Origin of the sequence: Pseudomonas sp. UBA6323, assembly GCF_002439135.1 — a bacterium.
GTDB lineage: Bacteria > Pseudomonadota > Gammaproteobacteria > Pseudomonadales > Pseudomonadaceae > Aquipseudomonas.
This window is the reverse complement of record NZ_DJSX01000010.1, coordinates 1-13,103: the sequence shown is the minus strand read 5'-3', so window position 1 is coordinate 13,103 and position 13,103 is coordinate 1. Positions and strand designations below refer to the sequence as shown.

Annotated in this window: 9 protein-coding genes and 6 tRNA genes; 5 read left to right on the top strand and 10 right to left on the bottom strand. The window is 63.2% G+C overall.

Going from position 1 to position 13,103, the window contains the following annotated elements:
* Nucleotides 1-24: 24 nt before the first annotated feature.
* Nucleotides 25-420, top strand: a complete 396-nt coding sequence (locus B3P22_RS02855) for a hypothetical protein (protein WP_296269771.1) — start codon at nt 25-27, stop codon at nt 418-420.
* A gap of 6 nt (nt 421-426) precedes the next feature.
* Here B3P22_RS02855 and B3P22_RS02850 read toward each other — a convergent pair whose 3' ends face one another.
* Nucleotides 427-876 (bottom strand): acyl-CoA thioesterase, encoded by a 450-nt coding sequence (locus B3P22_RS02850; RefSeq protein WP_197857323.1) that lies wholly within the window; start codon nt 874-876, stop codon nt 427-429.
* A 229-nt stretch (nt 877-1,105) separates the two neighbouring features.
* On the opposite strand from B3P22_RS02850, the gene B3P22_RS02845 reads away from it, so the two are divergent.
* On the top strand, nt 1,106-2,950 hold the full coding sequence (locus tag B3P22_RS02845) for a sensor domain-containing diguanylate cyclase (RefSeq protein ID WP_296269765.1): 1,845 nt from the start codon (nt 1,106-1,108) through the stop codon (nt 2,948-2,950).
* A 113-nt stretch (nt 2,951-3,063) separates the two neighbouring features.
* Here B3P22_RS02845 and B3P22_RS02840 read toward each other — a convergent pair.
* From B3P22_RS02840 to B3P22_RS02805, 8 genes are all read right to left on the bottom strand, one after another.
* Nucleotides 3,064-3,139, bottom strand: a tRNA-Glu gene (locus B3P22_RS02840).
* A gap of 46 nt (nt 3,140-3,185) precedes the next feature.
* Nucleotides 3,186-3,261: transfer RNA gene (locus B3P22_RS02835), tRNA-Ala, on the bottom strand.
* Between the two features lie 47 nt (nt 3,262-3,308).
* Nucleotides 3,309-3,384 (bottom strand) — tRNA-Glu (locus tag B3P22_RS02830).
* Nucleotides 3,385-3,432: 48 nt separating this feature from the next.
* Nucleotides 3,433-3,508: transfer RNA gene (locus tag B3P22_RS02825), tRNA-Ala, on the bottom strand.
* 49 nt (nt 3,509-3,557) lie between these two features.
* A tRNA-Glu gene (locus B3P22_RS02820) sits at nt 3,558-3,633 on the bottom strand.
* A 60-nt stretch (nt 3,634-3,693) separates the two neighbouring features.
* Nucleotides 3,694-3,769 (bottom strand) — tRNA-Ala (locus B3P22_RS02815).
* A 404-nt stretch (nt 3,770-4,173) separates the two neighbouring features.
* Nucleotides 4,174-5,655 (bottom strand): glutamate--tRNA ligase, encoded by a 1,482-nt coding sequence (gene gltX / locus B3P22_RS02810; RefSeq protein ID WP_296269764.1) that lies wholly within the window; start codon nt 5,653-5,655, stop codon nt 4,174-4,176.
* A gap of 33 nt (nt 5,656-5,688) precedes the next feature.
* The gene (locus B3P22_RS02805; protein WP_275544776.1) at nt 5,689-6,609 is read right to left on the bottom strand and encodes a LysR family transcriptional regulator; all 921 of its coding nucleotides are present in this window, start codon (nt 6,607-6,609) and stop codon (nt 5,689-5,691) included.
* 107 nt (nt 6,610-6,716) lie between these two features.
* Here B3P22_RS02805 and B3P22_RS02800 point away from each other — a divergent pair, with 107 nt between their 5' ends.
* On the top strand, nt 6,717-7,766 hold the full coding sequence (locus tag B3P22_RS02800) for an HlyD family secretion protein (protein ID WP_275544775.1): 1,050 nt from the start codon (nt 6,717-6,719) through the stop codon (nt 7,764-7,766).
* A 49-nt stretch (nt 7,767-7,815) separates the two neighbouring features.
* Nucleotides 7,816-9,309 (top strand): DHA2 family efflux MFS transporter permease subunit, encoded by a 1,494-nt coding sequence (locus B3P22_RS02795; protein ID WP_296269829.1) that lies wholly within the window; start codon nt 7,816-7,818, stop codon nt 9,307-9,309.
* 315 nt (nt 9,310-9,624) lie between these two features.
* Here B3P22_RS02795 and uvrB read toward each other — a convergent pair whose 3' ends face one another.
* On the bottom strand, nt 9,625-11,640 hold the full coding sequence (gene uvrB, locus B3P22_RS02790; protein WP_296269763.1) for an excinuclease ABC subunit UvrB: 2,016 nt from the start codon (nt 11,638-11,640) through the stop codon (nt 9,625-9,627).
* Nucleotides 11,641-11,885: 245 nt separating this feature from the next.
* Between uvrB and B3P22_RS02785 the strand changes: the two genes are divergently transcribed.
* Nucleotides 11,886-13,082 (top strand): amino acid aminotransferase, encoded by a 1,197-nt coding sequence (locus tag B3P22_RS02785; RefSeq protein WP_296269762.1) that lies wholly within the window; start codon nt 11,886-11,888, stop codon nt 13,080-13,082.
* Nucleotides 13,083-13,103: the final 21 nt, after the last annotated feature.

Genomic DNA, 13,103 nt, shown 5'->3' with positions numbered 1-13,103 from the left:
ACAACAGCTAAACAGGAGCTCGTCATGCGTTATCTCGCGTTGATCGTTCTGGGTATGTGGTATCTGGGCGCACAGGCCAGCGGCGCGCTGCCCAGGGGTATCGAACAAATGCCGCCCGACCCGGTCGCCGACGCGCCGGCGCGCTTGATCTTCAGCCGCGACAGCAACGCGCCGAACGCCTGCGACGTGGAACTCTACGTCAACCAGCAGGCGGTGGCGAAGCTTGGCCCAGGCGAACGCACCAGCCTGGACCTGCCCAGCGGCGAATTAAGCGTCGCCGTGGCCCTGTCACCCGATGGCTATTGCGGCGGGCGTGGGCCGGACGTCGCGCAGTCGATACTGCTGCGCCCCGGCGAAACCCGTCAGTTCGCCGTGATGGTCGAACCGCACCAGGTATTTCTCGCGCCGCTGATCGACTGAGCGCGCTTATAGTTCAAGCGGATAAGGCTCCATCAAGGCCTGGCCATAGCCCTCGATGAACTCCGATGGCATGCGCTTGGGGCGCCCGCTGGACAGCTCGATGCAGACGAAGGTGGTCTTGGCCCTGAGCAGCGTCAGACCATCCTCGGGCCGCACCAGCTGGAAACGACGATCCATCTTCAGGCGCTGGTCGGACTCGACGATCCAGGTCGCCATCTGCAGCTGCTGCCCTTCATAGGCGCTGGCCAGGTAATCGATCTCGTGACGCACCACGGCCATGGCCCGATCCAGGCGGCGATACTCGACCAGATCCAGCCCCAGAAACTGCGAATGACGCCAGGCACAGCGCTCCAGCCAGCTGACATACACCGCGTTGTTGGCATGGCCGAGACCGTCGATATCTTCTGCTGTCACTTCGATATCGATGACGAAGGGGCTGGGCAGCTCCCAGTTCATGGCTGTACCTCCAGGTTTGCAGCCGGCACGCGAAGTCGCGGCTGGCAAGTGATCCAATCAACGAGGTGGCGCCGCTATACTCGGTGGCCACCGATCAGGTGCCGCATGATACGCGGCACTGCCAGCGTATGCAGCGCCGAGCTTTCATCGTCTCATTGCGGCACGCCATAATGCGCCAGTCGCCAGAGAGCCCGAGAACGAGCAATTGACTGCCATCCTGCGCCTATTGATGCTTCTGCTTCTGCTGCTGCCAGCGCTGACCTGGGCAGACAGCCTGCCGCTGCCGAGCGGCCAGACGCAGACGCTGCCCGGCCCCTACATGTATTTCTGGCAAGACCCGAGCGGCCAGGCCGACATCACCAATGTCCGGGCCCTGCCCGACTCTGCCTGGCAGCCCGTCGACCGGCGCGATGCCAGCTTCGGCTACGGCGGCAGCGCCTACTGGCTGCGCCTGGACGTGCACAACCCGCACAATCGCTCGCTTGGCTGGGTACTATTGATCGGCAATCCGTTGCTCGATCAGCTGGACGCTTACGGCCTCGACGACGAACGGGTTTACCGCGCGGGTGACCAGCGCCCCTTCGGCTGGCGCTGGGTCGAGCACCGCCAGCTGGCGCTCCCACTGGACGTCGAGCCGGGCGAGCAACGGCGCATCTGGCTGCGCATGCAGACCGACGGTTCCGCCAACCTCAGCGCCAGCCTGATGACCCATGAGGCATTCGATCACGAGGAGCAACGCAGCCTGTTGTTACAGGGCCTGTTCTTCGGCGCCCTGATCGCGATGCTGATCTACAACCTGAGCATCTTCTGCATCACGCGTGACCGCAATTACCTCTGGTACAGCCTGTTCGTCGCCAGCTTCAGTCTCTATCAGTTCATCCAGCTTGGCTTCGCCCTGCAATGGTTGTGGCCCAACGCCCTGGCCTGGCACCAGCTCAGCTTTCCACTCAGTTCGGCCCTGGCGACCTTGTTCGGCATACAGTTCACCTACGGCGTGCTGGAGCTGGACAAGGCCGCGAAGTCCTACCGCTGGGTCGCCAACGCACTCAAGGCCTGCGCCTGGCTGGTACTGGGCATGGCGCTCCTCGGACCTTATGCACCCGCACTGATAGGCAGCTTCGTACTGGTGGTCGCCTGCGCCGTGGCCGCCTTCATCATCACTCTGCTGCGCTGGCGTGAAGGTTATGTGGCGGCACGCCTGTTCGCCCTGGGCTGGTTCGTGCTGATCACCGCCAGCCTGGCCAGCATCCTCACCGGCACCGGGCTGCTGCCCTACTCGCTGCTAACCCTTCACGCGCAACAGGTGGGCGGCCTGATCGAGATGACGGTGTTCTCCATCGCCCTTGCCGCACGCATCCGCCAGGTGCAACACGCCGAACGCCTGGCACAGGCCAGACTGATCGAACAGGAGCGCCATCTGCGCAACGAGCAGGCCAAGCACCTGGAACTGCAGAGGCAGATCAGCGAGAGCCTGGAACAACGCGTGCAGGAGCGCACCGCGACCCTGCAGGACACCCTGCAGCAGCTGTCCAACGCCAACCTGCGCCTGGCGGAGCTGAATCGCCGTGATGGCCTCACCGGCCTGTTCAATCGTCAGACGCTCAGCGAGGAACTGGCGCGCGCTTGCGCCCGCGCCGAGCGCAGCCAGCAGTCGCTGGCGATCCTGATGATGGACCTGGATCACTTCAAGCACGTCAATGACCACTATGGTCACCTGGCCGGCGATGCGTGCCTGCGCCATGCAGCCCAACGCATCCAGCAACGTCTGCGCAGCAGCGACCTGCTGGCCCGCTTCGGCGGCGAGGAGTTCGTCGCCCTGCTCGACGGTACCGACCTTACCGGTGCTCTCGACCTCGCCGAACAGCTACGCGAAGACATCGCCCGAACCCCCTGCAGCTACCAGCAGCAATCGATACCACTGAGCCTGAGCATCGGCCTGCACGCCGGGGTACCGAACGATCCCAACTGCGGCGAGCGCTGGCTGGAACTGGCGGATCGCGCCCTGTATCGCGCCAAGGCAGACGGCCGCAACCGCGTGGTCAGCTACGAAGCCGTGGCACTCAACGACGCCTGAGAAGCAGCATCAGGGCTCCGGCAGCGGGCGCTGCGCTCCAAGGGCAAGCGAAAACAAAAAGGGGCCACCTCTGAAGAGGCAGCCCCTGGGTCCCGCAAATGCGGCAAGAAAAATGGCGTCCCCTAGGGGACTCGAACCCCTGTTACCGCCGTGAAAGGGCGGTGTCCTAGGCCACTAGACGAAGGGGACGAAACCTTCGAACGACAAGGCCAGCGCTAGGCTGGCCTTGTGTGATTGGTGGAGCTAAACGGGATCGAACCGTTGACCTCTTGCATGCCATGCAAGCGCTCTCCCAGCTGAGCTATAGCCCCGAAACCTTGCGGTCGGCTCGCAGCGCTTGCGCGTTGCGACTGGAAAATGGCGTCCCCTAGGGGACTCGAACCCCTGTTACCGCCGTGAAAGGGCGGTGTCCTAGGCCACTAGACGAAGGGGACAAAACCTTCGAAGAACAAGGCCAGCGCTAAGCTGGCCTTGTCAGTGTTTGGTGGAGCTAAACGGGATCGAACCGTTGACCTCTTGCATGCCATGCAAGCGCTCTCCCAGCTGAGCTATAGCCCCGAAACCTTTCGGTCTGGCTGCAGCGCCTGAGCGCTGCGGCTGGAATAAGTGGCGTCCCCTAGGGGACTCGAACCCCTGTTACCGCCGTGAAAGGGCGGTGTCCTAGGCCACTAGACGAAGGGGACGCAAAACCCCTGATCGCGAATCGGTCAAACCGATTCTGGCACTCCCGAAGGAGTCGAGATTGGTGGAGCTAAACGGGATCGAACCGTTGACCTCTTGCATGCCATGCAAGCGCTCTCCCAGCTGAGCTATAGCCCCATCTCGAGGACGGGGCGCATGTTAAGAGCGCCCCGATTGGCTGTCAACAACATTTTTCCTGTTAGCCAAAAGTTTTTGCCACTAGAACAATTACTTAGGCCTCTCCTCGCAAAGCATAAGCCCCCGACCGTGGGAGTAATGCCGTTCACTTAAGGCTGCATGCGTTTGGCTCCCCTCTCCCATTTATGGGAGAGGGGCTGGGGAGAGGGCTGAAAACACAGCAAGCTGCTAGTTTTTCCCCTCTCCGAACGCGGCCCGCCCTAACCCTCTCCCCAGAGGGGCGAGGGGACTGATCGTATTTGACCGTTCTAAAGTGAACAGAATTCCGACCGTGGGAGGCGCTACAGCGGCGACAAAATCAAATCCTTGCGGCTAAAGCCCCTCCCAAAACTGCCCGCCTCAACTTAGCCGATGGCCGCTAGCAGCTTCTCCCACTCCTTGGCTTCCTTCTTCGAGGTGCCGCCGAGCAGTTCAAGCGCCTGACGCAGACGGAAGCGGGTCAGGTCCGGACCAAGGATTTCCATGGCATCGAGCACGGAAACCGAGCTGGCCTGCCCGGTGATGGCAGCGAACATCAGCGGCATGGCGTCACGCAGCTTCAGTTCCAGATGCTCGACCACGGCCTGGATGCAGCCGGTGATGCGCTCTTTTTCCCACTGACGCAGCGACTCGAGCTTCCACAGGATCAGTTGCATCAGCTGGCGCACCTGATCCGCCGAGAGTTTCTTGTACTCGAACAGCTTGGCATCCAGGTTCAGCGCGCCGGAGAAGAAAAAGCCGGCCAGCGGTGCGATCTGGCTGAAGGTCTCCACCCTGCCCTGCACGTGCGGCGCGATTTTCATCAGGTACTCGGGGTTGAGCGCCCACTTCTGCACTTCGGCGGCAAAGGTCTCCACCGGCAGCTCGCGCAGCCACTGGCCGTTCAGCCAGGACAGTTTTTCCAGGTCGAAGATCGGCCCGCCCAGCGATACGCGGTTGATGTCGAAGTGTTCGATCATCTCGGCCAGCGAGAACTTCTCGCGCTCGTCCGGCATCGACCAACCCATGCGCCCCAGGTAGTTGAGCATGGCCTGCGGCAGGTAGCCCATGCGCTCGTAGAAGGTGATGCTGGTGGGGTTCTTGCGCTTGGACAGCTTGCTCTTGTCCGGATTGCGCAGCAGCGGCATGTAGCACAGCGCCGGCTGCTCCCAGCCGAAGTACTCGTAGAGCTTGATCAGCTTGGGCGCCGACGGCAGCCACTCTTCGCCACGCAGCACATGGGTGATGCCCATCAGGTGGTCGTCGACCACGTTGGCCAGGAAGTAGGTGGGCAGGCCATCGGCCTTCATCAGCACCTGCATGTCCATACGATCCCAGGGGATCTCGACGTCGCCACGGAGCATGTCCGGCACCACGCAGACGCCTTCGCTCGGCACCTTCATGCGCACCACGTGCGACTCACCCGCGTCGATGCGGCGCTGCGCCTCGGCTGGATCGAGGTGCATGCAATGGCCGTCGTAACGCGGGGTTTCCTTGTTGGCCATCTGCTGCGCGCGCACTTCATCGAGGCGCTCGGCGGAGCAGAAGCACGGGAAGGCGTGGCCTTTGGCGACCAGCTCGTCCGAATACTTCTTGTAGATTTCGCCACGCTCGCTCTGCCGATACGGGCCGTGCGGGCCGCCGACGTCCGGGCCTTCGTCCCATTCGATACCCAGCCAGCGCAATGCATCGAAAATCTGCTGCTCGGACTCGCGGGTCGAACGCAGCTGATCGGTGTCTTCGATGCGCAGGATGAACTGGCCACCGTGCTGGCGAGCGAAGCACAGGTTGAACAGTGCAATGTAGGCGGTGCCGACATGGGGGTCGCCGGTCGGCGATGGCGCGATACGGGTACGAACGGTGGTCATGAATGTTCTCGGAAGGAAGACACGAGGTTTGAATCAAGCGGGCGATGTTAGCAGGCCGACGGCCCCCGGCTCCAGCAGCCCGCCGCGGGTGATCGGCAGGCTGGCGATTAGAAAGTCGAGGAAGGTCTTGACCTTCATCGCCTGGAAACGCCGCGACGGATAGATGGCATAGACCTCGCCCACCGGCAAGCGCGCTTCGGGCAACAGCTCGATCAGGCGTCCGCTGCGCACCGCGTCCTCACTGATCATCACCGGCAGCCCGGAAATCCCGGCGCCCGCCAGGGTCGCCTCACGGGCGAAGGTGATGTTGTTGCAGGTCATCACCCGCTGACAGGGCAGGTTTTCACCCAGCAGCGGCCAATAGCGTGGCGCATCGTGCTGCAACAGAATTGCCCGGTGCCCTTCCAGCTCGGCGACGCCACGCGGCGTGCCATGCGCGGCCAGATAGGCCGGGCTCGCGCACAGGCGCCGGCCGCTTTCGAACAGCTTGCGCGCGATGAGGGTGGAATCCTGCGGCTGACCGACCTGGATGGCGATGTCCACGCCCTCCTCCAATGGATCCACCGAGCGCGAGGTCAGCTCCACCTCGGCGTCGATCTGCGGGTACTGACGCATGAACTCGCCCAGCACTCGCCCGAGAAAAAGCTGGCCGAATTCGATGGGTGAGGTGATGCGCAACAGCCCGGAGGGCTCGCGCTGCAGCTGCATCACCGCCTGCTCTGCCTCGGCGAAGTCGAGCATGATCTGCCGGCAACGCTCGTAATAGGCCTGCCCCACCTCGGTCAGACGCAACTTGCGCGTGGTGCGATTGAGCAGACGCACGCCGAGACGTTCCTCGAGCAAGGCGATGCGCCGACTCACCGTCGACTTCTGCATGCCCAGGCTGGTCGCAGCCTGGGTGAAGCTGTGGCATTCCACCACTCGGGTAAAGATCAGTGCGTCATCCAGCCCCATGATTGTTCCTCGTACGCAACAAAGCATGCCAAGCCTAGAGTCTACTAGCACAAAGGGAACACTGTTAAATTTACTTACATTTCTTTGTCGCATCCCGAGCCTCAAGCATGCCCGCAAAACTGCAACGCCGCCTTCTCGTCTTCGCAATCCTTCTCGCCCTTATCGTCGGTGCCCTGCTCGCTCAATGGCTGCTGGTCGGCCGCTATCACGAGAGCACTGACAACGCCTACGTACAGGGCGAGATAACCCGTGTCTCCAGCCAGTTGAATGCGCGCATCGAAAAGGTGCTGGTGCGCGACAACCAGCACGTGGAAGCCGGTGAGGTGCTGGCCGTGCTGGAAGACGCCGATTTCCGCCTGGCTCGCCAGCGCGCCCTCGCCGCTCTGGAAACCCATGAGGCCGAGCGCGCCCAGGCGCAGAGCAAGCTCGACCAGCAGGCCAGCCTGATTGCCGCCAGCCAGGCTGATGTTGCCGCCAGCCAGGCGACCCTCGATCGCTCCAAGCTCGATCTTGGCCGTGCCCAGACCCTGCGCAAGCCGGGTTATGTCTCCGAAGAACGCGTTACCACCCTGGCCGCCGACAATCGCGTGGCCCGCTCGCAAGTGGCCAAGGCCCAGGCCGACCTGCAGGCGCAGCGTCAACAGGTCGCCAGCCTGGAAGCCGAGCTCAAACGCCTGGACGCGCTCATTCTCTCCGCCCAAGCCGACCTGGAGCAGGCCGATCTCAACCTCTCGCGCACACAGATCCACGCACCGATCAGCGGCATGGTCGGGCAACGCTCGGCGCGTGAAGGCCAGGTGGTGCAGAGCGGCGCCTACCTGCTGTCGCTGGTGCCGGATCAGGACATCTGGATTCAGGCCAACTTCAAGGAAACCCAGATCGGCCGCATGCGCCCCGGGCAGAAAGCCGAGCTGCTGTTCGACAGCTATCCCGACACGCCCATCGAGGGCCGCATCGATAGCCTGTTCGCCGCTTCCGGCGCTCAGTTCAGCCTGCTGCCGCCGGACAACGCCACCGGCAACTTCACCAAGGTGGTGCAGCGCATCCCGGTCAAGCTGACCTTCGCCGCCGACAACCCGCTGCGCGGACTGATCCGCCCCGGCATGTCGGTGGAGGTCACCGTGGATCTGCGCAGCGAAGAACACCATGGCGGGTGATGCGCTGATCCGCGCGACGGCGGAGCCCAGTCGTCGCGACTGGATCGCGGTGATGAGCACCATGCTTGGCGCCTTCATGGCGGTACTGGACATCCAGATCACCAACTCCTCGCTCAAGGACATCCAGGGCGCACTGTCCGCCACGCTGGAGGAAGGTTCGTGGATTTCCACGTCCTATCTGGTGGCCGAGATCATCATGATCCCGTTGACCGCTTGGCTGGTGCAGTTGCTCTCGGCGCGACGCCTGGCGGTGTGGGTTTCGGTAGGCTTTCTGATTGCCTCGCTGCTGTGCTCGATGGCCTGGAGCCTGGAGAGCATGATCGTGTTCCGCGCGCTGCAGGGCTTCACCGGTGGCGCGCTGATCCCCCTGGCGTTCACCATGACGCTGATCAAGCTGCCTGAGCATCACCGCGCCAAGGGCATGGCCCTGTTCGCCATCACCGCCACCTTCGCGCCCTCCATCGGCCCGACGCTGGGCGGCTGGCTGACCGAGAACTGGGGCTGGGAGTACATCTTCTACATCAATGTGCCGCCGGGCCTGATCATGATCGCCGGCCTGCTCTACGGCCTGGAGAAGAAGGCGCCACACTGGGAGCTGCTGAAGACCACCGACTACGCCGGCATCGTCACCCTGGGCATGGGCCTGGGCTGCCTGCAGGTATTTCTCGAGGAAGGCCACCGCAAGGATTGGCTGGAGTCGCAGCTGATCGTCGGCCTCGGCAGCGTGGCACTGGTCAGCCTGATCCTGTTTGTCATCCTGCAGATATCCCGCCCCAACCCGCTAATCAACCTGAGCGTGCTGCGCGAACGCAATTTCGGCCTGGCCAGCATTTCCAGTCTGGGGCTCGGTGTCGGGCTGTACGGTTCGATCTACGTTCTGCCGCTGTACCTGGCGCAGATCCAGGGCTACAACGCCATGCAGATCGGCGAAGTGATCATGTGGATGGGCGTGCCGCAGCTGTTCCTGATCCCGCTAGTGCCCAAGCTGATGAAGGTCATCTCGCCGAAGTGGCTGTGCGCCCTGGGCTTTGCCCTGTTCGGTGCGGCGAGCTTCTACTCCGGCGTGCTCAATCCGGACTTCGCCGGCGAGCAGTTTCATCACATCCAGATCATCCGCGCGCTTGGCCAACCGCTGGTGATGGTCACCATCTCGCTGATCGCCACGGCCTACATCCTGCCGCAGGATGCCGGCTCTGCGTCCAGTCTGTTCAACATCCTGCGCAACCTCGGCGGCGCCATCGGCATCGCCCTGCTCGCCACCCTGCTCGATGCCCGCGCCAAGGTCTACTTCGACTACCTGCGCGAATCCATCGTGCCGACCAATCCACAGGTGGCAGAGCGCCTGCACCTGCTGACGCAAACCCTGGGCAGCGAGCAGGCGGCGCTGGCCAAGCTCAGCCAGATCGTCCACGAGCAAGCGATCATCATGGCCTACAACGACGCGTTCCATTTCATCGGCATCGCCCTGGGCGTAAGCATGCTGGCGATTCTTTTGACGCGAAAGCTGCCGCAGAACATGGCGGGGGGCGGCGCGGCACATTGAGGCGCCACCAGATCAATCGACCCCGAATGCACTCGTCGGCTGCGGCACCTGTTGCCGTGGGAGCGGACTTGTCCGCGAATGGGTCTGGGAAAGCTTCGCGGACAAGTCCGCTCCTACAAATTAGCAACAACGCCGCCGCCATTCGCAGGAGCGGGCTATGCTCGCGAATCCGGCTCCCCGCACAGCGAACGCCCCCGTCGGCGGCCGCGCCTGCCCTCTGTGGGAGCGGACTTGTCCGCGAATGGGTGCGGGAACGCTTCGCGGACAAGTCCGCTCCTACACTCGTAGCCCGGATGCAATCCGGGAATGGCGGCGTCAGACCTGCAACAACCGATCGCGCAGCTTCTGAATCTCGTCACGCATCTGCGCAGCAGCTTCGAACTCCAAGTCGCGCGCCAGGGCATACATTTTCTCTTCCAGCTGGCGAATACGCTTGGTGATTTCGCTCGGCGAGCGCAGTTCGTTCTCGTAACGGGCGCTCTCCTCCGCTGCCTTGGCCATACCCTTGCGCTTGTTGCTGCGCGCGCCCGGCACCACGGCGCCTTCAAGGATGTCCTTGATGTCCTTCTGTACGCCCTTGGGCACGATGCCGTTGGCCTCGTTGAAGGCAATCTGTTTCTCGCGGCGACGCTCGGTCTCGCCAATGGCGCGCTGCATCGAGCCGGTCATGTTGTCAGCGTAGAGAATCGCCCGGCCGTTGAGGTTACGCGCCGCGCGGCCGATGGTCTGGATCAGCGAACGCTCGCTGCGCAGGAAGCCTTCCTTGTCCGCATCGAGAATCGCCACCAGGGCGACCTCGGGCATGTCCAGACCCTCGCGCAGCAGGTTGATGCCCACCAACACATCGAAGGCGCCGAGGCGCAGGTCGCGGATGATCTCCACCCGCTCCACGGTGTCGATATCCGAGTGCAGGTAGCGCACCTTGACGTCGTGATCGCCGAGATAATCGGTCAGATCCTCGGCCATGCGCTTGGTCAGCGTGGTGACCAGCACGCGCTCGCCCGCCGCCACGCGCAGTCGAATTTCCGAGAGCAGGTCATCGACCTGAGTACGCGCCGGGCGCACCTCCACCTCCGGATCGACCAGGCCGGTAGGCCGCACCACTTGCTCGATCACTCGCCCGGCATGCTCGGCCTCATAAGGGCCAGGCGTGGCGGAGACGAAGATGGTCTGCGGGCTGGCCGCTTCCCACTCCTCGAAGCGCATCGGCCGGTTGTCCAGCGCCGACGGCAGGCGAAAGCCGTATTCCACCAGCGTTTCCTTGCGCGAGCGGTCGCCCTTGTACATGGCCCCGACCTGGGGCACCGAAACGTGGGACTCGTCGATCACCAGCAGCGCTTCGGCCGGCAGGTAATCGTACAGCGTGGGTGGCGGCGCCCCCGACGGGCGGCCAGACAGGTAGCGCGAGTAGTTCTCGATGCCGTTGCAATAGCCCAGCTCGAGGATCATCTCCAGGTCGAAGCGCGTGCGCTGCTCCAGGCGCTGCGCCTCGACCAACTTGTTCGCCCCGCGCAGGTATTCCAGGCGCTGCTGCAACTCGACCTTGATATGCTCCACCGCCTCCAGCAGCGTATCGCGCGGGGTGACGTAGTGGCTCTTGGGGTAGAAGGTGAAGCGCGGCAGCTTCTGGATCACCTCACCGGTCAGCGGGTCGAAGGCGCTGATGCTCTCCACTTCGTCATCGAACAGCTCGACGCGAATGGCTTCGAGATCCGATTCCGCCGGGAAGATATCGATCACATCGCCACGCACGCGGAAGGTGGCGCGGGCGAAATCCATGTCGTTGCGCGTGTATTGCAGCTCGGCCAGGCGGCGTAGCAGCGCACGCTGGTCCATCTTGTCGCCGCGGTCGAGGTGCAGCACCATTTTCAGGTACTCCTCGGGGCTGCCCAGGCCGTAGATCGAGGACACGGTGCAGACCACGATCACATCCTTGCGCTCGATCAGCGCCTTGGTCGCCGACAGGCGCATCTGCTCGATATGGTCATTGATCGAGGCATCCTTCTCGATGAAGGTGTCCGACGACGGCACGTAGGCTTCCGGCTGGTAGTAGTCGTAGTAGGAGACGAAATATTCCACCGCATTGTTCGGAAAAAACGCCTTGAACTCGCCGTAGAGCTGCGCCGCCAGGGTCTTGTTCGGCGCCAGCACCAGCGTGGGCCGCTGCACCTTGGCAATCACGTTAGCGACGGAGAAGGTCTTGCCCGAGCCGGTCACACCCAGCAGGGTCTGGTGCGAAAGCCCGGCCTCCAAGCCCTCGACCATCTGCCGGATAGCCTCGGGCTGATCGCCGGCAGGTTTGAAGCGGGTCACCAACTGAAACTCGGACATGCAGTACCTCGACAAATGGCTGTGACGCATTGATTCGGACTGCGTCAAAAGCCATGAATTGCGGGGCGATTCGGCGATAGGTCCAAGTAGAGTCGAATTACCTGGCAAAAGGCCTTAATTCAGGGCTTTGCGCTGTCGCCCCCTGGATTCAGGGTCGTTATACTAACGCCCCGTTTACGCGCCCCCTAGCGCTTTTGTCGGGGACGCCTGGCCTCCCACCCCTCACTCGAGTTGCCGCACCCATCATGAGTCTCTTCTCTGCCGTCGAAATGGCTCCGCGCGATCCCATCCTGGGCCTCAACGAAGCATTCAACGCCGACACCCGCAGCACCAAGGTCAACCTTGGCGTGGGCGTCTATTACAACGAGGAGGGGCGAATTCCGCTGCTGCGCGCCGTCGCAGAAGCCGAAAAGGCGCGTATCGAGGCCCACGCACCGCGTGGCTACCTGCCGATCGAAGGCATCGCTGCCTACGACAAGGCCGTGCAGGAACTGCTGTTCGGCAAGGGCGCAGCCCTGATCGAAAGCGGCCGCGTGATCACCACCCAGGCCCTGGGCGGCACCGGCGCACTGAAAATCGGTGCCGACTTCCTCAAGCGCCTGCTGCCGGACGCCACCGTGGCCATCAGCGACCCGAGCTGGGAAAACCACCGCGCGCTGTTCGAGTCCGCCGGTTTCCCAGTGCACAACTACCGCTACTACGATCCGTTCAGCAACGGCGTAAACCGCGGCGGCATGCTCGAAGACCTGCGCAACCTGCCGGCACGCTCCATCGTCGTGCTGCACGCCTGCTGCCACAACCCGACCGGCGTCGACCTGCAGCTGGAAGACTGGAAAGCCGTGCTGGAAGTGCTGCGCGAGCGCGAGCACGTGCCCTTCCTCGACATCGCCTACCAGGGCTTCGGTGACGGTATCGAGCAGGACGCCGAAGCTGTGCGCCTGTTCGCCGAGTCTGGCCTGGAGTTCTTTGTCTCCAGCTCCTTCTCCAAGTCGTTCTCGCTGTACGGCGAGCGCGTCGGCGCCCTGTCGCTGGTCACCAGCAGCCGTGAAGAATCGACTCGCGTACTGTCGCAGCTCAAGCGCGTAATCCGCACCAACTATTCCAACCCACCGACCCACGGCGCCACCGTGGTCGCCAGCGTGCTCAACAGCCCTGAACTGCGCGCCATGTGGGAAGCCGAACTGGGCGAGATGCGCGACCGCATCCGCAGCATGCGCCTGGCCATGGTCGAGCAACTGGTCGCACTGGGCGCCAAGCGTGACTTCACCTTCGTTGCCGAGCAGCGCGGCATGTTCTCCTACTCCGGCCTCACCGTGGAGCAGGTGGGGCGCCTGAAAGAAGAGTTCGGCATCTACGCCGTCGGCACCGGCCGCATCTGCGTCGCCGCGCTGAACCACGGCAACCTGGACAGCGTCACCCGCGCGATTCACGAGGTGCTGTAATCGTTGTAGGAGCGAATTTAT

Coding starts and splice junctions, on each gene's coding strand:
- B3P22_RS02855 (WP_296269771.1), top strand. CDS start 25: ATGCGTTATCTCGCGTTGATCGTTCTGGGTATGTGGTATCTGGGCGCA.
- B3P22_RS02850 (WP_197857323.1), bottom strand. CDS start 876: ATGAACTGGGAGCTGCCCAGCCCCTTCGTCATCGATATCGAAGTGACA.
- B3P22_RS02845 (WP_296269765.1), top strand. CDS start 1,106: ATGCTTCTGCTTCTGCTGCTGCCAGCGCTGACCTGGGCAGACAGCCTG.
- gltX (WP_296269764.1), bottom strand. CDS start 5,655: ATGACCACCGTTCGTACCCGTATCGCGCCATCGCCGACCGGCGACCCC.
- B3P22_RS02805 (WP_275544776.1), bottom strand. CDS start 6,609: ATGGGGCTGGATGACGCACTGATCTTTACCCGAGTGGTGGAATGCCAC.
- B3P22_RS02800 (WP_275544775.1), top strand. CDS start 6,717: ATGCCCGCAAAACTGCAACGCCGCCTTCTCGTCTTCGCAATCCTTCTC.
- uvrB (WP_296269763.1), bottom strand. CDS start 11,640: ATGTCCGAGTTTCAGTTGGTGACCCGCTTCAAACCTGCCGGCGATCAG.
- B3P22_RS02785 (WP_296269762.1), top strand. CDS start 11,886: ATGAGTCTCTTCTCTGCCGTCGAAATGGCTCCGCGCGATCCCATCCTG.